The following is a 20,792-nucleotide window of genomic DNA, read 5'->3' as shown; positions in this document are numbered from 1 at the left end:
TCTTTCTCACCCACAGGTAATCATTGTCGAGACGAGCTATGAACAAGAAAGAGCTTGTTGAACAGGTCGCGGAACAATCCAACCTTTCAAAGAACAAGGCAGAGCAGGCCGTTAATGCCTTCATTCAAAACACCCAGGATACCCTCGCCCAGGGGGATATCGTACAGCTGATAGGGTTCGGAACCTTTTCAGTAGTAGATCGAGCGGCAAGGAAGGGAAGGAACCCGCAGACGGGTCAGGAAATTCATATACCCGCTTGTAAACTGCCTCAATTCAAACCAGGAAACAAACTGCGAGAAGTGGTGAAGTAGCCAGACTCGAAAGGATGCACTGTTGGGTCAAGATTTCCAAAACCTTTCGAGACCTTTCAGGACAAAGCCAGCCACGCCTTTGTCCTGATACTCCCATGGTAGCCATTCAGCATTGTACCTATTCAGTCCTCTGTCAGAGGGTCAGGCCATGGCTTTCATGACATTCAGAATGGCCCGTTTTTTCTTCAGGTTCATTCTGTTCAAGGTTCGAATGATTTCATCATCGACTTTGGTGTCGCAGATAGTATCGACCGGGGATGTCAGGTACTGGTTGCCTCTGCCTGTCGCTATCCATTCAAATGAAACTTCAAGCAATTCAGCCATTTTTCTGAGGTTTTCAAGACTGGGACTGCTCATTTCGGTTTCCCATTGAGCCAAAGCACTTCGGGATACACCGATAAGATCAGCCAGAGCTTGTTGAGATAAACGCTTTTCCTTGCGTGAACGAAGGATCCTTGTTGTCAGGTTCATCCTTGAACTCTCATAGATAATCGAAAAAGATACCTTATTAAAATTCAGTGTAACACAAGCTCTGGTAATGACCGGTTGCAATTAGAGAATCCGTTCTCCTGCAAGAGCGTTCAGAGCTTTGGAACCCTGCCGGACTTAAGCTTTCGAGCAACCTCTCAATTGAAGAGCCAGTAGAGCGAGTCGGCTATTTCTGGAATTCAGGGCAAGGACAAATTCACCTTAAATTCGATCGATTTCTAACTCGCTTTCATGATCAGGCTGGTATCCAGTGCCGGCCTCAATACATCGAGCACCTGCCCTGGCTCAATTGCTTTCAGACACTGATTATCAACACAACTGGTCTTCCTGTGGTTCCCGGCACTGACGCAGGGAGAACAGGGTAATCCGGCATAAATAGGTGTAGAGTTCCCCAGAGCACCATAGAGCGCGGGTGTTTCAGGTCCAAAAATGACAAAGGTCTTTAACTCGGTAACGGAAGCAAAATGAGGAGGCCCTGAGTCATTGGACAGCATCAGCTCAGAAATAGAATACAAGGGAACCAGCTCTTTGAACTCAAAGGCCCCTGCACTGTTCAGGCACCGATCATGATCCACCAGTTGCCTGAGGACTTCTGCTTCTGAACGCTCGCCAGGTGCCCCGGTGATCACCACTAGAATATCGGCGTACTCTGCCAGCAAGCTCTGAATCACACCGACATAACGGTCTTTCATCCATCGTCTCTGGGGAAGCAGATCACTGGCATTAGGGTTCACCAGCACCAGCCGCTGAACACCAGGCTCGAAGTCATGATAAAGGGATTTCAGCTTAGTGATGACCGATGCTCTGAGATCACTGCTCACTTCGGCCCTGGCCAGTTCAATCGACTCATCAAATCCATCTTTTTGATAGGGCTGATGAGGCGTGTTTTGTGAAGCCCTGACCAACGTCATAAAGTTTCTGGAAATATGGGTATGGGGGTTATACATCACAGGGTGAGTTAAATGATTGCCTCTATAAAGACCTTCTTCATGAACCCGATCAAACCCTGCTCTGTTTTTAGCGCCACTGAGCCGGCTGAGAATAGCGGTGAAGCGAGAGAATAATTCCAGATCAATTACGGTATCAATCTTCTTTTTCCGGCACCAGACCAGGAACTTAAGACTGCTAAACGCCAGACTGAATAGATTGTCCGGTTTGATAAGAAAGATATTTTCCCGGTCAATGGTATTTAACAAATGCAGGCTGGCCGCATTTTTTTCAAAAATAACAAAGTGTAATCTCTTGTCCTGTCCTTTTAGCCAGCGCATGGAGGGATCAGCCAAAATAGCACTGCCCATTTCAGACAACTCAATAAAGAGGACATTGCTGGATGCCGTTTTCTGTTCCCGGCGCATCCAGTCAAAGGGCCAGAATATCAGTTTTAAAAGAAAACAGAGGGGCACTCCGGCATAATGATCGACCCATCGCATAGTATCTACTTTCACAGGTTGGCCCCCTTGGCTATATTGGACTGCCGTCCTGCAAAAACAAAAACACTGGCGATAGTGAAATTAAATAGCATGCCTGCTAAAACACCGGAAACCAGTGCTAACTGTTTGTATTCCATAAAGAAAGGTACAAAAGTAGTCAATAAATAATACGAACCCCAGTTTGGAATAAAACTGATCAGACACATGCTCAGGTATTTACTCCACTGTTTCAGTTTTTTCTCTTTGGGGACATGGGAAAATGTGAATGTACGGTTCCAGAACCAGTTCCAGCTGGCAGCTACCCAATATGAGCCCCCTCTGGCAACAAGATGAGGAATGCCCAGCCACTGGCCCAGCAAAGTATAAACACCCATATCCACCAGGAAGCCACTGGCTCCAACCACCCCAAATTTAGTCAGCCTCTGCCCAAGCAGAAACAGCTTGTTCAACAGGGTATCAGGCTGTTTCAGACGCGCTTCAAGCTCATCATGATAGAAAGAGACCATACAGCGTACTGATAGCATCAGAGCCAGTAGAGCGAGCAAAAACTGAAAATACATTACGGCTTCATAGGACCGAAATCCGTTGTCATAAAAAGGCAATACCGCCACGCACAAGAGGCCCAGCAGAATAAACGCTACCCGGCTTTTCAACCCCGAGGGCATTTTACTGGCCAGGAAGTCACCGATAACGGCAGACAGAATACCCACCCAGGCTCCCAGGAAAATATCAAATGGCCAATGAGCCCCCACAACCATTCTTGATACCGCAGAAAGGCTGGCGACCAAAAGAACCAGTGATTGAATACGTGAATTTAAATAAAGGAACGAAAGTCCAACTAAAAGAAAAACAGTTCCGGTATGGCCCGAAGGCATGGTATCGGTTTTTAATACGGGGCCCAGAACATTTACAACCTCAAGCCCCAGTGCTCCCACTGGACGCAGGGATGGAATTAACGCTTTGCCACCATTTAATAAAACAGCACCAACCAACATGGTGAAAATAACGGCCAGCTGTTTATCGGGCTTTTTATAAAACAACAGCATAGTTAGGGGAAACAGGAAAAAACCATCCCCAAGATTGGTTAATAACGTCCAGAAAACAGCAATGGGCGATTCCGCGCCCCAGCTATTAACCTGATAAAAAACCAAATAATTGACCGAAGGGACTGAAAACAAAGCTACAAAGGGAAGCAATAAGCAGCTAGCTTTATAGATTGTTGTGCGAGACCGGCCAGAATCTACTCCGAACACATCGGACATTCCTTATATAACCTCGAAACCTATTAAACAGCCTTCAGCGATAGAAATGATTATTCACCTTTTAAAGATGAAAATATTCATGCACTAAAAACTAAGTTACAACAGACAGCAGAATATGCAAAGACAGTATAAAAAGACTGATGTGAATCAATTGTGAAATGAGAGCAGTATAGACAGCCAGAAAGGCAAAAAATTCAAAAAACGTAAACCGTTATGGTTAATTTTCATAAGGTTGAATCATGACGAACGACGCGTTCAATAAAAAACCCCATTAATATGCAATTAATGAGGTTTTTAGAAAGGCTAATCCTTACTGGGCTGGGCTACATCGATAAAACTGGAATCGGTTAACCGTTATGTTATCCAGTTGGGCTTGTGTTTCATCCACCAGACTGCAGGAATAGTGTTGCAATTCAAGTCGGCCATTTTCAGGAGCGGATTTTTTGTCCCGGACGAGCAGACCATAGGTATCGGCTTGTGGTTCACCGTGCCAGAAATCAAACTGGGTCAGTCGGTCGGTCAACAACTGGACAGGTTGAGGGTAAGCATACCAGGCTATTCGACTGGCTTTACTCCAGTTATCCACCATGATTACGGGGTCGCGCCCCTCTTCCAGCTGCCACAAATCCTTCAGGTGGTGAGCTCGCTCAGCCGCTTCTTTCCACCCCACCAGATCTTTAATCGCAGGCGCCATGAAGGGGAAAGTAGAAAGCGGCATAAAAGCCAGAAACAAGAATACAAATCCAATCAGTCCCAGTGAATAAACAGAGGAGAAGACCACCAGACACTTCATCCACAATCGGGACCAGCCAAGACAGACCCAGTAGGCCGACAATGGTGCCAGTAATGTCCAGCCCAGAGCAGGCCAATTGGGTAAAACGGTGCCATCACCAGCAGACCAGCTGATGACAGCCAGAACTGGCAAGGCACTCCAGATGACCAACCAGGCAGAAGCCCTGTCTTGCTCGGGCATCCGTTTTCTAATCACTGAGATCGTAGCGGCTATGGCAGCCACATAAGCAAGGATGGAATAGAGAAACATTTGCGCCAATTGCATGCCCAATGCTTCTTTGGCTGACCACTCCTTAACACCTACACCCCGATCAAACTGGTAGGCCAGAGACGCCCAGTCATTGTCAGCATTCCAGATTAATACCGGAGAAATGACCAACAGGGCTATTAAAGCGGCCAGCCATGGGCCTGTTTGCCGGAGCCATCTCAGGCCATGAAACTGACACATAAAAATGATCATGCCCAGGGGCAGGAAAACGGCTGTGTACTTGCTTAACCCTGCCAGGCCATAGACAACGCCCAGTACTATCCAGTCCAGCAAACGATTGTGCTTATGAATACGACTGATCACTTCCAGTGATAACAAGCCAAAGACCATCAGGGGTAAATCGGGCACCAGCCCCCACCCCATCAATTGCAGAATGGGTGCCGTATTGATCAGAAAGACCGCGACCAGACCGGTCCAGGCCGGACCGTCAGGAAAAAGTACACGACTCACCCTGAACGCCAGATAACTGCTCAAGGCGTATAAAATGGCAGGTATAAGCCGTACAGTAAACTCATCATATCCCAGAGGGGCTATCAATATCTGCAGCCACCCCACCATCGGGGGATGATCAAAGTAGCTGAGGGCCGGATAGAGAGCATAGAGCGCGTAATGAGCCTCATCCACTCCCAGTGGCACACCGGACGCCATAATCAAATGAATAAGGAGCACAAAAATAATGATGCTCCAAGAGGCAATTCGCCCTCGTTCCTGCATGAAACCCCCGGAAAAAATTGAATGGCAAGATCGCCCTGGCAGCCTGCGGACTTCAGCTTTCAAGTGCCTATTCCAGAAAAACCGAAATCATCTAAAGTCCGACAGACTCCTTTGTTCAGCTACTCGTCATACAATGTGCTCAAGCAGGGAGTAAGTAAATTATCTGAATCTGTTTACAACAGGTTACTCTGCCCTACCCATACTGAAGCTGAACAAACCGCCTTCATACCCTACGACAACCATTGTCTAAAAAAAGTGCACTTAATAATTATCACGAAACCCTTTGGTTTGTCAGCGACAAACTTGAATCGCACAGGCACAGCGTTGTCATTTCTACTCCATAGACATTAGAACAGCCCTCTTCCTTCGGAGGACACGCCCTGCCCCATATTGGATTCTGCTCTAAGAAAAAAACAACCGGATAACTTGCTGGTAGGCATGCATCCCCAGGTAAATACCGACAATGCCCATGACACCGGAAAGATAGGGGGGAGCAGGAATGGGAAGTTTAAGTGCACTGAATAGAAAGCCCACAAAAAGGCCTGTCACCGTTGCAATGATCGCTTCACTCATGAGAAACCACTCTTCAGATAATCAGAAGAAAACCGCATTAACACGATAAAAACGTGGATAGTGAAGAGGGACTATAGAAGAAAAAAGCGGAATCAGAAATGAAGGGCTGGATGAGCCGATGACTTCGACTCATCCAGAGACTGGTATCAGAAGACCAGGAACATACCTGCAATAGTCGCACTCATCAGGTTAGAGAGCGTACCGGCTGCTACGGCTTTAAGACCAAAACGGGCAATATCATGACGACGGTTTGGCGCAAGAGAGCCCAGACCACCCAGCAGGATGGCTATGGAAGAAATATTAGCGAAACCGCACAAGGCAAAGGTCAGAATGGCCTGTGAACGATCAGACAGCATTTCAACACCAGCCTTAGCTGCAGATTCAGGATCGATGTAATTCGCCAGACTGGAGAAAGCAACAAACTCGTTAACAATCACTTTCTGTCCCAGGAAGCTGCCTGCCGTCAGGGCTTCAGACCAGGGCACGCCAATAACAAAGGCCAGAGGAGAGAATACATAACCGAGAATCAGCTCAATGGTCAGATCAGGATAACCAAACCAACCGCCAGCCCATCCCAGAAGACCATTTGCCATAGCAATCAGGGAAATAAAGGCCAGGAGCATAGCGCCAATCATGGCGGCCAACTTAAGACCACTAGCAGCACCACCGGCAGCAGCATCAAAGATATTGGCAGGCTTATCATCTTCCGCCTCTTCAATATCATCCACTGCATCATGGGGCTTTTCTGTTTCAGGCTTGATCAGCTTGGCCATCAACAGACCACCTGGAGCTGCCATGAAACTGGCAGCAATCAGGAATTTCAGATCAACCCCCATACTGGCATACCCCACCATAACGGCACCCGCTACGGAAGCCAGACCACCGACCATAACAGCAAACAATTCAGACTGGGTCATACGACTGATGAAAGGACGAACCAGTAGTGGCGCTTCTGTTTGGCCAACAAAGACATTGGCAGCAGCTGACAGTGATTCTGTACGACTAGTGCCCAGCACTTTTTGCAAAGCACCACCAAACAGTTTGATGATAATTTGCATGATGCCCAAGTAGTAAAGCACAGCGACAAGAGATGCAAAAAAGATAATGACAGGAAGCACTTTAACCGCAAAAATAAAACCAGTATTAGCAAGACTGCCAAACAGGAAGCCAATACCATTATTCGCGTAGTTCATGACATCATTAACAGTGTCTGTAATGCCTTCAAGCGCATACTGACCCACAGGAATATAAAGAACAAATGCTCCAATACCTGCCTGGAGAGCAAAAGCACCGCCGACCGTTCGAATTTTAATTGCCTTGCGATTGTCAGATAGCAGAACAGCAATACCGATAAGGACTGCCATCCCTATCAGGCTCATGAGTATGTGTTGCATGGGAATAATCACCTAAAAACAGATTCGCGGGGCATTATACTTATATCTAAAGGTTTTTACAGAAAGTAATTACCGAATAGAAGCATAATAATGACACACCTTTTACATGAATCCAGAGCGTTCGTCTTTTCCCAGAAGAATCAGAGAATCGACTTAAATTGACTCACCTTCTGACAGTACGATATCGACTTACTATTAAAGCATGTTTTCCAGAAACTTTTATTCAAGCCGCTCTATTTTCATTCTTTCTCGTCAATAAAAAAACAGATTTTCATAATTAAAGCATTGACATTACACAACACTTCTATTATATAGAATGGGCTCATCATCTATTCACATCAAATGAATTAATTGGCAAAAACAAGAATAACAAATCAACAATAATGGATTTTTATTTATATAAGACATTTGTTGTTTATCCATAACAAGACTCTAACTGGGCCCACTCATACCGATTAGAATTAAAAACCAATTCCTGAATATGAAGTAGCGAGGAATTCGATGAAGTCAAACTGGCAGATAGAGGCAGCCATTACCTTATTAAGGTCTGCCAGGCTCTCTCATGGTACTTTTGGTGTTTTTAACGGCTGCTTTGACACGTCTTTGTGAATACAGCTCTTTCTTGAACTCGGGCGGCAAACCGGTTATTCCATCGTTATACCAGTGATTGACAAGAAACCATTTGGCGTCTGTCAGCGGTTTACTCGTAGCCCCTATAAACCAGGCGGCAGAAGCCGGGTACTTTTTGATAAACACATCAAGGTTTCGGTCTTTGGCGGCAAACCTGAAATAGTCCCCGACATACCCCCATTCTTCTCGAGAGACCGTTTCTGCACCTTGTTCGATCAACCATCGGTTGACCGTCTCCAGTGAGTCTGAATTAATTACTCATGGTGGCGCTCCATGATAAGCCCTGGCGATGGACTTTTTGGACAGCCTCGTTGCTGGAGGAGCCAGTGAATAGTCAACCACCTGGAAGGGATAAGCAACATACCCCTTTTCCTCATCAACCAGAACCCGCTTTCTGCTCAGACGCATGTAGGCATGGTTGTCTTTCATGAACTGTTCGTACTTGGCAAAGTACTGCAGCCTCTTGGCCGTTGTGCCAACATTCACCGTTGTCGTATCACCAACGGGCTTTTCAATATCCGGTGCCTCATATTTCCAGAGGTACTCCCTGAGCGTCTCTCCCTTTTTATTCACCCGGGAGTCCAGTTGCTCACGGGTAAATACCGGTTCTGTAGGCCTAACCGGATTCAGACGACCATTAAACATTTTCAGCAAACCTGCAGGCATGTCCTTGAACGAGACGGGGAGCTCCATGACATCGGGCTGTTCAAATACCTCGTCCGTTTCTTTCACTTCCTCCTCTTTATCACTCATATCCGATTGATGAAGGGTCGAAAGCCAGTCGACCATTTCCCGAGGGTGTTTCCTGAAATAGTTCATCGCTTTCATTGCAAACACACCGCAACTGGCAAAATCCTTCTGCAGCATGTCATGGGGATAGAAAATCAACAGTTTTTTATCCGGATGCTGTTTCTGCAGCAACGCTGTTACCTGCGCTCTGATTCGCTTACTGGTGGCATTACCAGCGCCTTCGGTCTCATGCAGATATAAATAAACTTCCGAATCCGTGACATGACAAAACACCCCAATGGAATGACAGGAGTTCCAACGTTCGAAGAAGAAGTGATAGCTATAGTCGGTGTCGATTGGCAGGGTAGACTCACCTGAGTCATCTTCATCACCATCCAGGTCGACTTCCATTTCGGCCTGCTCAGCTTGCTTCACTGCAGATAACTGGGCTGTTTGATCCAGCCTGGCCAGTTTTCTGGAAGCCCTGTTGGACAGTAAATAATCCCAGGGCATAGGTTGAAAGGGACTGTCTTCGGAATACTTCTGCTGATGCGCTTCTACCTTTACGCCATAAAGCGTTTTGATAATGGTTTGATTCAGAAAAAATTCGCCATCATCGGGAACCAGATGCAGCTCATCATGGGTATTGACCGTCAGCGGCCCGGACAGTCTGAGCAAGGGATTGGGATTGATGGACTCCCCACGCTGAACCATTTTGTATCGAACATGCCACTTGCCTGCTCTTTTGATATAAACCGCGCATTCTTGGGGGCTCAACATCAGATCATTAACGAATCTGGAAGCACCACGCTCCATAGCGGTTGGATTCAAGGCAACATTGGGGCCCATTAATGGGTTGCTTTTAGACTTGGCTTTCTTGGCGGCTGGTTCAGGAGAATCGTCACTATCCTCCGGCTCTTCATCATCCAGGGTAGGGACATCCCGATCATAGAAAACCATAATCTCTTTCCCTTCGGGAACGGATCTGAGTGATGGTAGCTGGATAGGAATCGTATCAAAAGTCTTCTTGGGGTCAGGATCACAAAGGAAAACATCCATGACATCAACATCATCAGACAAGAGTTCAAGTGTATTGCTGGAGCCCTTCTGGCAGTATTAGGCATTCCCTATCTTTTCATAGGGAGTACCCATATCGCGAAAGGTTCTGACGCCCTCGATGATATCCTGGCTACTGCGCATGTCGGTCATATCGTCTTCAACACAGCGATAACTGGCAATCTTCCAGCTTCGGAATTCATTCTCAGACTTCAGGGTTTTAGCAACATAAGGGGTAAGCGTGGCTTTTCTGACATCCTCTCTGAGGGCAATAGCCATATGCTTGTCACAAGAATTGACTTCATAGCCATGCTTCATGACTACCTGCTTACAGACAGGATCTTTGCGCCTGATTTTAAGACGATCGGAAGCTTTCTCCTCTTCAGGTTTGAAGGGATCAGGGGGATTAACTGGAAATGTCACGGTCAGGCGGGTATCCATGGTATCCATTCCCTGATAAGTTGCTCACCTTCTGCATCCTGCATGATCAATCATTGGACTCTGACTGTCTGGAAAAGTTCCTGCCCCCAGCCCCATGATTGAGCGCCCCCTGCCGGGATTCTCTGATATGATGGAACACTCTGTCTGATAGATCTCCACTGGCGCTTTGATTGTATGGAACTCACCGGCCCTCAACAGAGGGTAACCCAGCATGTTGATGGACATGCCCTTTGCATTGCCGTAGCCGGATCAGGAAAAACGACGACGCTCGCTTTCCTGATCAATGAGTTGTTGAATCAGGGTATTGCTCCTCGTCGCATCATGGTGATGATGTTCAATAAGTCTGCCCAGCTGGACTTTACCCGAAAACTCAGAAAACGTTGCCGCCACTGGCCCGCTCTCCCGGAAGTTAGAACGTATCACTCAACGGGTCTGAGGTTGCTGAAGTCACTTGAGGAATGGGGACTCCGATCGGTATACGACCATAGACCCCTGTCAGACAAAGAGATAGAACTGAAAGTCCGGGAACTGTTACGGGCATTAGCGCCTGATCTGCTTCATGACCGTATCAAAGCCGACAGTGCGCGCTATATTGAAGTCGCCATCAGCTTTATCGATAACGTCAAAGCCAGTCTGGACGCACCTTCTTCCGTTCTGGAACAATCAAACTACCCTGATCACTTTCGATTTCTGGTGGAACTGTTTGACGCGTTCGAACAGTGGCGCCACCAGCACCGCAGAATTACCTTTACCGACATGCTGTACGATACCGTTTGCTTGATTGAAGCAAACCCAGAGGTGTTACCTCGCATCACCAATAAAATGGATCGAATCATTGTCGACGAGTACCAGGACACTTCCACCCTTCAGCACAAACTGACCCGAATCATTGCGGGTGAGCGGGCCAGAGTCATTGCTGTCGGAGATCCGGATCAAACGATTTATGAATTTGCCGGAGCCAACATCCATAATATTCTCCGTCACTTCGAAGCCGACTATGCCAGCACTGATTCAGTCCATGAACTCACGCTGCCCCATACTTTCCGCTATGGCCATGAAATTGCCATGTCGGCCAGCCTCCTGATCAGTCGTAACAAAGACAGAAAAGATGTGATCTGTATTGCACATCCGGACAACCCGGATTCGAATATCACCCTCTCTCAGGGTGCAGGAGAAGACACAGAACGAGTCCTTGCCTGCATTAAACAACATATTACGGAGTCCGAATCTCAGCTTGCGGTTCTCTTGAGAGTCTGGGCGCAATCAGTCCCATTAGAACTGCGACTGCTCGCAAACGGGTTATCCTACCAGTGCGATGGCCCTTCCCTGTTTGACCGACCGGAAATTTCAGCACTGATTTCAGCCCTGCGATTAGCCTCAGGTGAACTGCAGCTCCTCAACAGCACAGCCCGGGCTGAGGTATTGACCTCTCTTTTTACCCTTCCGCATCTGGGTATTAAAGCCGCACTGGTTCAGCAACTGGTCGCCAACCTTCAGGAACATGATCAACAGTGGGGAAAAGAATTCGGTCAGTATGCCAGCAAGATCACCGGCATCAGTGATTACCAGCGTCAGAAACTATACGACAGAGCTGAAATTTTATTCTCGCTGGAAAGAACCTCTGATCAGGAATCCGCTGCCACCCTTCTGCAACGCTACATTCAGCGCACGGAACTCAGGGAAAGTCTGCAGTCAATGAGCCTCAATGACCAGAGAACAGAAGAACAGTTACTGGCTATCGATGGGTTCCTCAGTTACCTGAGAAAAATGGACCTGCCCCTCAGTGACTGTTGTCTGCATCTGGACGAACTGAGATCCAAACAAAAGCAGCAGTCCAGAACCCTGAGACAGAATGCCAATAACCGCCCTGAACAGATTGTTATCAGTTCCTGTCACAAAGCCAAGGGACTGGAGTGGCCCACAGTACTGATCCCCGGGCTGACCTCTAAATACTGGCCCTTTAAAAGAGAAGACGACCTGAGCCTGGGCAACAGCGATGACCTGGAGGCAGAACGGAGACTACTCTATGTCGCCATGACCCGTGCCAGAGAAAAACTTTATCTGTTTACCGGTAACGGATCATTGCTGCCCAAAAACAAAAACCGAATCGATAATGACTCTCAGCAGATCAGCCTTTTTCTCAAAGAAATGCAGGTCTCCCATGTCCAGTCCATCTGCCAGTCACTCAAACTGGATTCAGAGGATGAGCTGATTCGTCAACTGAACAAGACCGGATTATCCAAACCGGCTCGTCGTTATCTACAGTCCATAAAGCCAGAAATGGCAGAAAAACTTGACGATATCCCCTCACTGACTGAGAAGAGCCGCTCACGTCCGACGGCATCGCCCCACAGTCCTGCCTACCTGTCAGCCCGACAGAATATTTTGCGCAGAGAAGTGCCTGAGAATGCACCCTGGCAAGTCAACCGAAGGCTCAAGCACAGTATTTTTGGACAGGGTAAAGTCATCGAAGTCAATGACACCAACTTTGTCATCCTATTTGACCGTCAGCATGGCGTGAAGCGGTTTGCCCGCAACGAGCAGGTTCTACATCTGTTTGAACTGCTTTGAGTTCTTCCCAATCGGCTGGGATACAAGAAGAGCGACAACCCCATTAAAGCATTGACCTTATTTTAAAAATCGTGCAATCTCTGGCCAGTACCCTGCCTGTTTTTCGGACATACAGGGCCAAATAAAAGGTGAAATCAGCCTGAGACCCTCTTATTGGACTTAAGCTGAACAATAAAAATAAAAAAACACCGATGGGGGTCGCCATGCCTGCATTCACCAGTCTCTCCAGTCAATTTTTTTTGATTGTGCTGCTGAGCTTTATTCTGCTTAGCAAGGCCCGGGCTCAGGAACTGCATATTCTGACCTGGTCTGGCTATGCGCCGGACAGTGTTCTTGAATTGTTTGAAAAAGAAACCGGAATCCAGGTCAAAGTCACACTCACCAACAATGCTGACATCATTGACCAGCTTCGGGCAAACCGGGGAGCGGGCTATGATCTGGTTCAGCCCAGTATGGACCAGATTGCCTGGAGCCAGGGACAGTACCAGATCTATAAACCCATCGACATGAGCAGAATTGATCTCTCCAGAATTGACCCTTCCTTACTCAAAGTCACCAGCGACAATGTCGAACTGGACGGCTCAGTTTATGGGCTGCCTCACGTCTGGGGCACTAACGGTCTGATTGCCCAAACCAGCAACCCGGAAACATCACTGAGTTTCAAAGACCTCTGCTCCAGTGAATACCAAGGCAAAGCAGCCATGCGCCTGGATCGCCCAACCTTAATCGGTTTTGCTTTTGCTCTGGGTGAAGACCCCTTTTCGGCATACAGTAACCGGAGCCAGTATCGTAAAATACTCAGCAGAGTCTCAGACAAACTGATCCGTTGCAGAAACAACCTCAAGACTTACTGGCAAGGTGGAGAATCACTGCTGAACCAGTTCCGCAAGGGAGAGCTGAGCCTGGCTACAGGTTGGGATGCCGGTGGCTGGAAACTCCACAGAGAAACGGGGGATTTTAACTATGTTGCCCCTGAATCAGGTGCACTGGGATGGATCGATACCTTTGCCCTGCCCGCTCAAAGCAAGAATGACAATGCCGCCTACCAGTGGATCAACTTTGTCATGAGACCCGAGATTGCAGCCCGTATCACCGAAGCCAGTGGTCAGTTCACAGCGTCTGCCGGTTCTGAAGAATACGTCGATCACAGACTGGCAAAAAGCTACCGGAACAGTTTCTCTCTGGATGCGATTAAAAACATCAAGTGGTTCCCTTCCCAGCCTGAAGGTATCAGTGACCTGGAACAACAAGCATTGAATCAAATCCGGACAGCACTGTAAGGCAGCGCACCCTCTTCCTATTTTCCCATTAGGAGCCTGACCGGGAGTAGTGGTCGAGCATAAAGTTCAGTAGATCGAGTCAGGTTTTTCACTGGATTTGTGCGAATAGTTGACCTATTCAATCAAATTCAGTGGAAAATCTGACCGATCTTTCTGGATTTTAAGCCGACCTATCTATTCTCGGTCAGGCTCCTATACTCACCTCCCAGCTGACTTTCAGGGTCAGCTGACTTTTCTCATTCCATAGCAACAAAGCGAACGCAAAAGATTCATGGCTGTTTATGTCCAATAACACCTTTGATCGTTCCAGACGAAACTTTATTCTGGGTCAGTCTGATCAAAAAACGTCGCCGCCCATAAGACCACCATGGTCTCATAATGATCAGCGGTTTATGGAATGTTGCAGCCAGTGCCAGAAATGTCTTGATGCCTGCCCGGGTAAAATCCTGATCAAGGGAGAAGGCGGTTATCCCGCCGTCAACTTTGAGCTGGGCGAATGCACTTTCTGTGAAGCCTGCGTGGAGGCCTGTGAAGATGGCGCACTGATGCCGCTGAACAATCAACCGCCCTGGTCTTTGAAAGCCTCTATTAATCCAGAATGTCTGACGTTTAAAGGCATTACCTGTCAAACCTGTATCGAAATGTGCGGCACAAGAGCCCTGACCTCACTATTCAATGCCCAGGGAATTACCTCTCCCCAGATTAATACGGATCTGTGCACCGGCTGCGGTGCCTGTTTCCAGGTGTGCCCTTCGGGTTCAATAGAAATGATGACACTGCAACCGGGTAAAACTGACCATGAGGAAAACTGAAAATCACGCTCCAGAGATAAATGCCTATACTGTCTGTGGTCTTGTTGTGCTGACACGTCCAGAAAATTACCGTCAGGTACTGGATCTTCTGCTCAAGGTAGAAGGTGTGGACGTCCATAACTCAACAGACACTGGTCGTTTTGCTATCACACTGGAGGAGTTTCCGGACAGCCCCCTGATGACCCATCAAATAGAGCAGGTCCGATGCCTGCCAGGTGTCATAGATGTTTCACTGGCGTATACCCATACAGAACCCCTGACAAACATTGAAGGTCAGGAACCGTCTGTAGCCAGTCAATAAGAGGTTATTTGCAAACAGAAGTCGAGATTAACATTCAGTAGAACGAGGCACACTCTTCGATTAATTCGTGCGAATAGTGGATCTATTTCACCAGACTTGTCGAAAAATGCTCACTCTTCTTCGATTATTAACCGACTCATTACTTTTCAAACAGCCTCTTTACCCGGATATTTCATAAACTGCCCCGGCTATCGCGCAGAACCTTGTTGTCTCAGGGAATTTGGTGAGTGAGAGCCGTACCAGGGAGTACGGTCGGTCGAGCCAAATTTTCCTGAGGCGGCAAGGGACAATCGAGAGTTGGGAGCATATTATGAAATATCCGGGTTAGCCTTCCGGAAATTTAAATCGCATCACCCTGCCTCGGGTTACTCCTGATGAAGTGACCTGAGTGTTCAACAACAGGTGCCCAGGCATCATGAACGAAAGTCGTCGCCAGTTTCTGAAAACATCTGCCGCTGCTGCTGCAGCCAGTGCCGCCGGATTATCATTTGCAGCACCGTCCGATGCTATCCCGGTCACCAAAGACAAAACCATCCGCTGGGACAAAGCGCCCTGTCGTTTTTGCGGAACCGGTTGCAGCGTTCTGGTTGGCGTTAAGGATGATCGGGTTGTGGCCACTCAGGCTGATCCTGAATCACCTGTAAACCGGGGTCTTAACTGCATCAAAGGTTACTTCCTTTCCAAAATTATGTACGGGTCAGATCGTTTAACGACGCCTTTAATGAGGATGAAAAACGGTCAGTATGACAAGGAAGGCGAGTTTACCCCGATCAGCTGGGACAGAGCGTTCCAGGAAATGGCCACGCAGTTCAAGAAAGCGCTTAAAAAAGGCCCGGAATACGTCGGTATGTTCGGTTCTGGGCAGTGGACTGTCTGGGAAGGTTATGCCGCTTCCAAGTTTATGAAAGCAGGTCTCAGATCCAATAACCTGGAACCTAATGCACGACACTGTATGGCTTCTGCAGTGGTAGGCTTCATGCGTACCTTCGGGATTGATGAACCCATGGGTTGTTATGATGACTTTGAAAATGCCGATCATTTTGTGCTCTGGGGCTCCAATATGGCGGAAAACCATCCGGTGCTGTGGAGTCGGGTAGCAGCCAGAGTTCTGGCCCATTCGCACGTCAAAGTCTCAGTACTGTCCACCTATATTCATCGCTCTTGTGAACTGGCTAACTTCCCCATCATTTTCGAACCTCAGACTGACCTGGCTATTGGCAACTACATTTGCAATCACATTATTTCCACCAACCAGGTCAACAAGGAATTCCTCGACAAGCATACTCACTTCCGCCGGGGCGCAACGGATATCGGCTACGGCCTGAGACCCACAGACCCCAGGCAAAAAGAGGCCAAGCACCCGGACGACGGTAGCTCCAAACCCATTAACCTGGAAGAGTTTGCCGTCTTTGTCAGTGACTACACCCTGGATAAAGTCTCGGATATGTCAGGGGTTCCCAAGCAAGCCCTGCTTGAGCTGGCTGAAATGTACGCCAACCCGGATATCAAGGTGCTTTCCATGTGGACCATGGGCGTCAATCAGCACACCCGGGGGGTCTGGATGAACAACATCATCTATAACATCCACCTGTTGACGGGCAAGATATCTGAGCCAGGCAATAACCCCTTCTCTCTGACTGGTCAGCCTTCCGCCTGTGGGACTGCACGGGAAGTTGGAACCTTTGCCCATCGTCTGCCCGCCGACATGGTAGTCGATAATCCCAAGCACCGGGCCATCGCTGAAAAAATCTGGAAGCTGCCTTCCGGCACCATACCGGCAAAACCCGGTTACCATGCCGTCCTTCAGGATCGCATGCTCAAGGAAAGCAAGATCAATGCTTACTGGGTCATGTGCAACAATAATGTTCAGACCGCCCCTAACCTGAATGATGAAACACTCCCGGGCTATCGAAACCCTGATAACTTTATTGTCTGTTCTGATGCTTACCCGACAGTAACCACGTCGGTGTCCGATTTGATTCTGCCTACCGCTATGTGGGTGGAAAAAGAAGGGGCATACGGCAATGCTGAGCGACGCACCCAGATGTGGTATCAACAGGTCGATGCACCAGGCGAAGCCAAAAGTGACCTTTGGCAGATAATGGAGTTCTCCAAACACTTCAAAGTTTCGGAAGTCTGGCCGAGCGATCTGATTGCCAAAAAACCGGACCTGGCCAATAAGACCCTGTATGAAGTGCTGTTTAAAAATGGCACCGTCGACCGCTTCCCTCTGAAAGAAACCAACCCTGAGCATAATAACGATGAGTCCAGGGACTTTGGCTTTTACGTCCAGAAAGGTTTGTTTGAAGAGTATGCCACTTTTGGTCGGGGCAAGGCCCACGACCTGGCACCGTTTGATGCCTATCACAAGAGTCGGGGATTGCGCTGGCCCGTAGTGGATGGCAAGGAAACCCTGTGGCGATTCCGTGAAGGTTATGACCCCTATGTCAAAGAAGGTATGGGGGTCGAATTTTATGGCAAACCGGACGGCAAAGCCTGGTTGTTTGCCCTGCCTTATGAGCCGCCACCCGCTGTTCCGGATGAAGAGTTTGACCTCTGGCTCTGTACCGGCAGAGTGTTGGAGCAATGGCACTCAGGCTCTATGACGCAACGGGTCCCCGAACTCTACAAGGCATTTCCGGATGCTGTCTTGTTTATGCACCCCGACGATGCCAAAGAGCGAAACCTGCGTCGCGGAGAAGAAGCTCTGATCATCTCCCGCCGAGGAGAAGTCCGCTCCAGAGTAGAAACACGGGGACGAAACACCATGCCCAGAGGTTACACATTTATTCCTTTCTTCGATGCCAGTGAACTGGTCAATAAGTTGATTCTGGATGCCACCGATCCGTTATCCAAACAAACGGATTATAAGAAGTGTCCAGTCCGGATAGAGAAGGTCTGAGGTGAAGCATGAATCGTCGAACTGTCAGTTTGCTCTGGCTTCCTGTCTCTGCCGTTATTTTATACATGGCCAGTATTACTGTACTGCAGGGGGCCGATAAGCAGGCGTCCCCTGAAGAGGTAGAGTCTTTGAGAGGGCCTGCGCCTGTTAGTGAAGTTCCGACCGCACCGGATCTGAAAAAGTATCCGAAGGAACGACTGCCCATGGACTTGCAGTTTGTAGGACAGCCGCCGTTGATTCCTCACTCGATTCGCGGCTATCAGATTACCGCTAACAGCAATAAGTGCCTGACCTGCCACGCCTGGGAAAATGCCTCCAGTGCCGGTGCTACCCGGATTGGTATCTCCCACTACCGAGACAGGAACGGAAAGGTACTAGCCGATGTTTCCCCATCGCGGTATTTCTGTACTCAGTGCCATGTCCCTCAGGCCAATGCCAAACCCCTGGTACCCAATACCTACCAACCTGTTGAGAGTTTGAAAAAGCCATGAAGTTGCCCATCCCTGAATTTCTGAAAAGGTACTGGCATTTCCTCACCCGCCCCCTGGCACTGGCTCTCTGGATTATTCTGGCGTTCAGCTTTTTTGCCGGCATTATTTTCTGGGGTGGTTTTAACACCATGATGGAAATGAGCAATACTGAGGCCTTCTGTACCAGCTGTCATGAGATGAGGGACAACGTTTTTCAGGAAATGAAAACCACCATTCACTACAGCAATCGCTCTGGTGTCAGGGCCAGCTGTCCGGACTGTCATGTCCCCCATGAATGGACGCATAAAATTGTCCGTAAAGTTCAGGCCAGTAAGGAGCTCTGGGGGAAAATTACGGGCAAGATCGATACCCCGAGAAAGTTTGAAGAACATCGTCTGCAAATGGCCATGCGAGAATGGGATCGCATGAAAAAGAACGACTCAAGAGAGTGCCGCAACTGCCACAACTTTGATTCCATGGACTTCTCACTGCAATCCAAACGTGCGGCCCATATGCACAGCACCGCTCTGGCATCCGGTGAGTTAACCTGCATCGACTGTCATAAAGGGATTGCCCATAAGCTGCCAGACATGTCTGGCGTTCCGGGTTGGTAATTTACGACTATAATCTTCTAATGTGAGGGTTATATTGCGAGGTTTCATTTATGAGTGTTATGGAAACCGCTATCTGGTACACACTGGGTTATCTGGTGATGCCCATGATTTTTCTGGCAGGTTATGCCGCTACCGCTTTTATTGCCTGCCTGCTGATTGACTGGTTGAAGCTGGATCAAAAAACCGAAGCGTAATGAAAACAAGTCTGCCACTGTCTTGACCATTCTGTTGGCAGGCTGTTCTTGTTATTCACCTGACGGTGAGCAGAAGTTCTTTATGCCCATAAGAGCCATTGAAATCGGCAAGGTACTTTTTAAAGGTTGGGGTTTCAACGTATTCTCCAGATAAAAAAGACCTATCCCTCATGAGCTCTGTTACAAAGCAGGGAACTAATTCGGCTAATGGCTATCTACAAAGTAGACTCCAAATTTTAGAAATTACGATATTACATTCAGATTCAAAGGATTGATATTTCCACAGAAGGTAAGGAGACCGAAGCCATTGAAAGCAATTAACGGATTATTAACGGCCTTAGCCCTAACCACAGGAATAACCAGCAGCTACTGCCAGCCTGATACCCTCTCATCGAAACATAGCACTGAAAGAGAAGCAATCTACAACTACATGCTTGCACCCAGTGTTAACGCCGAAGATATCACTATAGAAGAAGTGTTCAATGGCGGAAAACAGGCTTACGCACCTTCCATGCCAGCTCCGGTTCAAATCATCTTTTCTTTAAGTTTGTCGATGCTAAGGGCATTTTCCGCAGTTGTGATAGCCCTTCCTACGATGCAGAAAAGCGCATCAAGAAAGCAATATTAGACAGAGACTTCCATAGAAAAAGAATTATTTTGCCTATCCATGAAAAAACTATTCAGGTGAACGATGACAAGAATTCCGTTATGACTGTTTACCCTTACATACAAGGTACAACCTTGCGAAATATGATCGATGCAGTCATCAACCAGCCTTCCAGCACCATAGAAGAAACGCTTCGCCCTGCTTTCCGAGAGTATGGTCGAGTAATTGGTGAAGTACACAAGGGCACATTAATGACTGATTACAATGCGCCAGACAGTGACGATATATTCAAAGTGACAGGGCTGGGCGAACGGCATCTGGGGAATGTTATCTGGAACAAGACACAAAATGCAGTCTATCTGGTTGACTTCAATCATGACCGTGCTGGCCACAATGTAAGCCTGCTCTCTGAGTTAACCTACCTCTTCGATTACACCACTGCCAGAATAAGAGACAGCTCCTTCACCGTAAAGGGGGCTCGTGACTATGATACAACAGCAATTCCCGCTCAGTGTAATTGCATATTTTTCAAGCTAATTAAAGAGGGTTATACAACCCTTGAAAACCGGGTATCGTAGAGATCTGCCTGAATTATGTACAAATATGAATTTAAAAAGTCTGCGACTTCCAATTCTATAAATCCTCTGCAGCCCTTTAAAATCAAGGGATTTCTATTTGAGCGGGAATTACTGATGATACAAATCAAATATGTTCTATTGGTTTCAGGCATCTTGAATACGACTGGGATGATCTTCCAGACTACCTGTTGCAACTAACAAAAGGCCATACGGACTATAAATCTTACGTATACGAATATTGCAGGCATCTAGGAGCCTGTCGGACTTAGCCGACCGTAGCGAGAAAAAGTCCGGTTTGAGACAGTTTTTATGATTATTTGAGGCGAATAGCGAGCTATTCAACGAAAAGAATCATAAAAAATGGCCAAATCCGG

20 protein-coding genes are annotated in these 20,792 nt (G+C 47.8%); 11 read left to right on the top strand and 9 right to left on the bottom strand.

The window, feature by feature from the left end; all coding sequences use genetic code 11:
• Positions 1 to 38: 38 nt before the first annotated feature.
• A complete protein-coding gene (locus tag ACR2PX_RS23110; RefSeq protein ID WP_434001707.1) occupies positions 39 to 311 on the top strand; it encodes an HU family DNA-binding protein in 273 nt (90 codons plus the stop codon).
• A 141-nt stretch (positions 312 to 452) separates the two neighbouring features.
• On the opposite strand, the gene ACR2PX_RS23105 is transcribed toward ACR2PX_RS23110, so the two are convergent.
• The 9 genes from ACR2PX_RS23105 to ACR2PX_RS23065 form a co-directional block, all read right to left on the bottom strand.
• Positions 453 to 782 (bottom strand): helix-turn-helix transcriptional regulator, encoded by a 330-nt coding sequence (locus ACR2PX_RS23105; RefSeq protein ID WP_434001706.1) that lies wholly within the window; start codon positions 780 to 782, stop codon positions 453 to 455.
• A gap of 236 nt (positions 783 to 1,018) precedes the next feature.
• Entirely contained in the window at positions 1,019 to 2,245 is a 1,227-nt protein-coding gene (locus ACR2PX_RS23100; RefSeq protein ID WP_434001705.1) for a glycosyltransferase family 9 protein, read from the bottom strand.
• On the bottom strand, positions 2,242 to 3,483 hold the full coding sequence (locus tag ACR2PX_RS23095) for a GtrA family protein (RefSeq protein WP_434001704.1): 1,242 nt from the start codon (positions 3,481 to 3,483) through the stop codon (positions 2,242 to 2,244). The genes ACR2PX_RS23100 and ACR2PX_RS23095 overlap by 4 nt, the downstream gene beginning before the upstream one ends.
• 319 nt (positions 3,484 to 3,802) lie before the next feature.
• Positions 3,803 to 5,266 (bottom strand): glycosyltransferase family 39 protein, encoded by a 1,464-nt coding sequence (locus ACR2PX_RS23090; protein ID WP_434001703.1) that lies wholly within the window; start codon positions 5,264 to 5,266, stop codon positions 3,803 to 3,805.
• A 402-nt stretch (positions 5,267 to 5,668) separates the two neighbouring features.
• On the bottom strand, positions 5,669 to 5,839 hold the full coding sequence (locus tag ACR2PX_RS23085; RefSeq protein ID WP_434001702.1) for a XapX domain-containing protein: 171 nt from the start codon (positions 5,837 to 5,839) through the stop codon (positions 5,669 to 5,671).
• Positions 5,840 to 5,985: 146 nt separating this feature from the next.
• Positions 5,986 to 7,233 carry a NupC/NupG family nucleoside CNT transporter gene (locus tag ACR2PX_RS23080; protein ID WP_434001701.1) on the bottom strand — a complete coding sequence of 416 codons (1,248 nt, stop codon included), beginning with the start codon at positions 7,231 to 7,233 and terminating at the stop codon, positions 5,986 to 5,988.
• A 540-nt stretch (positions 7,234 to 7,773) separates the two neighbouring features.
• A complete protein-coding gene (locus ACR2PX_RS23075; protein WP_434001700.1) occupies positions 7,774 to 8,082 on the bottom strand; it encodes a hypothetical protein in 309 nt (102 codons plus the stop codon).
• A 39-nt stretch (positions 8,083 to 8,121) separates the two neighbouring features.
• On the bottom strand, positions 8,122 to 9,672 hold the full coding sequence (locus ACR2PX_RS23070; protein ID WP_434001699.1) for a hypothetical protein: 1,551 nt from the start codon (positions 9,670 to 9,672) through the stop codon (positions 8,122 to 8,124).
• Between the two features lie 36 nt (positions 9,673 to 9,708).
• Entirely contained in the window at positions 9,709 to 10,089 is a 381-nt protein-coding gene (locus ACR2PX_RS23065) for a hypothetical protein (RefSeq protein ID WP_434001698.1), read from the bottom strand.
• A gap of 174 nt (positions 10,090 to 10,263) precedes the next feature.
• Here ACR2PX_RS23065 and ACR2PX_RS23060 point away from each other — a divergent pair, with 174 nt between their 5' ends.
• The 10 genes from ACR2PX_RS23060 (at position 10,264) to ACR2PX_RS23015 (ending at position 20,418) form a co-directional block, all read left to right on the top strand.
• The gene (locus ACR2PX_RS23060) at positions 10,264 to 12,660 is read left to right on the top strand and encodes an ATP-dependent helicase (protein WP_434001697.1); all 2,397 of its coding nucleotides are present in this window, start codon (positions 10,264 to 10,266) and stop codon (positions 12,658 to 12,660) included.
• 203 nt (positions 12,661 to 12,863) lie between these two features.
• The gene (locus tag ACR2PX_RS23055; protein ID WP_434001696.1) at positions 12,864 to 13,940 is read left to right on the top strand and encodes an extracellular solute-binding protein; all 1,077 of its coding nucleotides are present in this window, start codon (positions 12,864 to 12,866) and stop codon (positions 13,938 to 13,940) included.
• Positions 13,941 to 14,221: 281 nt separating this feature from the next.
• A complete protein-coding gene (gene napF / locus ACR2PX_RS23050; RefSeq protein ID WP_434001695.1) occupies positions 14,222 to 14,752 on the top strand; it encodes a ferredoxin-type protein NapF in 531 nt (176 codons plus the stop codon).
• Positions 14,739 to 15,053 carry a chaperone NapD gene (locus ACR2PX_RS23045; RefSeq protein ID WP_434001694.1) on the top strand — a complete coding sequence of 105 codons (315 nt, stop codon included), beginning with the start codon at positions 14,739 to 14,741 and terminating at the stop codon, positions 15,051 to 15,053. The genes napF and ACR2PX_RS23045 overlap by 14 nt, the downstream gene beginning before the upstream one ends.
• 415 nt (positions 15,054 to 15,468) lie before the next feature.
• Entirely contained in the window at positions 15,469 to 17,955 is a 2,487-nt protein-coding gene (gene napA, locus ACR2PX_RS23040) for a nitrate reductase catalytic subunit NapA (protein ID WP_434001693.1), read from the top strand.
• An 8-nt stretch (positions 17,956 to 17,963) separates the two neighbouring features.
• Positions 17,964 to 18,446: a nitrate reductase cytochrome c-type subunit gene (locus ACR2PX_RS23035; RefSeq protein WP_434001692.1), complete on the top strand. Its 483-nt coding sequence runs from the start codon at positions 17,964 to 17,966 to the stop codon at positions 18,444 to 18,446.
• Positions 18,443 to 19,039 carry a NapC/NirT family cytochrome c gene (locus tag ACR2PX_RS23030; RefSeq protein WP_434001691.1) on the top strand — a complete coding sequence of 199 codons (597 nt, stop codon included), beginning with the start codon at positions 18,443 to 18,445 and terminating at the stop codon, positions 19,037 to 19,039. Before ACR2PX_RS23035 ends, ACR2PX_RS23030 begins: the two co-directional genes overlap by 4 nt.
• 50 nt (positions 19,040 to 19,089) lie before the next feature.
• On the top strand, positions 19,090 to 19,233 hold the full coding sequence (locus ACR2PX_RS23025) for a TIGR02808 family protein (RefSeq protein WP_434001690.1): 144 nt from the start codon (positions 19,090 to 19,092) through the stop codon (positions 19,231 to 19,233).
• A 307-nt stretch (positions 19,234 to 19,540) separates the two neighbouring features.
• Positions 19,541 to 19,861 (top strand): hypothetical protein, encoded by a 321-nt coding sequence (locus ACR2PX_RS23020; protein ID WP_434001689.1) that lies wholly within the window; start codon positions 19,541 to 19,543, stop codon positions 19,859 to 19,861.
• A gap of 80 nt (positions 19,862 to 19,941) precedes the next feature.
• Positions 19,942 to 20,418 carry a hypothetical protein gene (locus ACR2PX_RS23015; RefSeq protein ID WP_434001688.1) on the top strand — a complete coding sequence of 159 codons (477 nt, stop codon included), beginning with the start codon at positions 19,942 to 19,944 and terminating at the stop codon, positions 20,416 to 20,418.
• The last annotated feature ends 374 nt before the right edge of the window (positions 20,419 to 20,792 follow it).

This window comes from Endozoicomonas sp. (assembly GCF_051008435.1).
GTDB lineage: Bacteria > Pseudomonadota > Gammaproteobacteria > Pseudomonadales > Endozoicomonadaceae > Endozoicomonas_A.
Note: the sequence above shows the minus strand (reverse complement) of the source record. Positions and strands in the feature narration are given on the sequence as shown.

What these genes read in the sequence shown, in the direction of transcription:
- ACR2PX_RS23110 (WP_434001707.1), top strand. Translation starts at nt 39, where the DNA reads ATGAACAAGAAAGAGCTTGTTGAACAGGTCGCGGAACAATCCAACCTT.
- ACR2PX_RS23105 (WP_434001706.1), bottom strand. Translation starts at nt 782, where the DNA reads ATGAACCTGACAACAAGGATCCTTCGTTCACGCAAGGAAAAGCGTTTA.
- ACR2PX_RS23090 (WP_434001703.1), bottom strand. Translation starts at nt 5,266, where the DNA reads ATGCAGGAACGAGGGCGAATTGCCTCTTGGAGCATCATTATTTTTGTG.
- ACR2PX_RS23085 (WP_434001702.1), bottom strand. Translation starts at nt 5,839, where the DNA reads ATGAGTGAAGCGATCATTGCAACGGTGACAGGCCTTTTTGTGGGCTTT.
- ACR2PX_RS23080 (WP_434001701.1), bottom strand. Translation starts at nt 7,233, where the DNA reads ATGCAACACATACTCATGAGCCTGATAGGGATGGCAGTCCTTATCGGT.
- ACR2PX_RS23065 (WP_434001698.1), bottom strand. Translation starts at nt 10,089, where the DNA reads ATGGATACCCGCCTGACCGTGACATTTCCAGTTAATCCCCCTGATCCC.
- ACR2PX_RS23060 (WP_434001697.1), top strand. Translation starts at nt 10,264, where the DNA reads ATGGAACTCACCGGCCCTCAACAGAGGGTAACCCAGCATGTTGATGGA.
- ACR2PX_RS23055 (WP_434001696.1), top strand. Translation starts at nt 12,864, where the DNA reads ATGCCTGCATTCACCAGTCTCTCCAGTCAATTTTTTTTGATTGTGCTG.
- napF (WP_434001695.1), top strand. Translation starts at nt 14,222, where the DNA reads ATGTCCAATAACACCTTTGATCGTTCCAGACGAAACTTTATTCTGGGT.
- ACR2PX_RS23045 (WP_434001694.1), top strand. Translation starts at nt 14,739, where the DNA reads ATGAGGAAAACTGAAAATCACGCTCCAGAGATAAATGCCTATACTGTC.
- napA (WP_434001693.1), top strand. Translation starts at nt 15,469, where the DNA reads ATGAACGAAAGTCGTCGCCAGTTTCTGAAAACATCTGCCGCTGCTGCT.
- ACR2PX_RS23035 (WP_434001692.1), top strand. Translation starts at nt 17,964, where the DNA reads ATGAATCGTCGAACTGTCAGTTTGCTCTGGCTTCCTGTCTCTGCCGTT.
- ACR2PX_RS23030 (WP_434001691.1), top strand. Translation starts at nt 18,443, where the DNA reads ATGAAGTTGCCCATCCCTGAATTTCTGAAAAGGTACTGGCATTTCCTC.
- ACR2PX_RS23025 (WP_434001690.1), top strand. Translation starts at nt 19,090, where the DNA reads ATGAGTGTTATGGAAACCGCTATCTGGTACACACTGGGTTATCTGGTG.
- ACR2PX_RS23015 (WP_434001688.1), top strand. Translation starts at nt 19,942, where the DNA reads ATGACTGTTTACCCTTACATACAAGGTACAACCTTGCGAAATATGATC.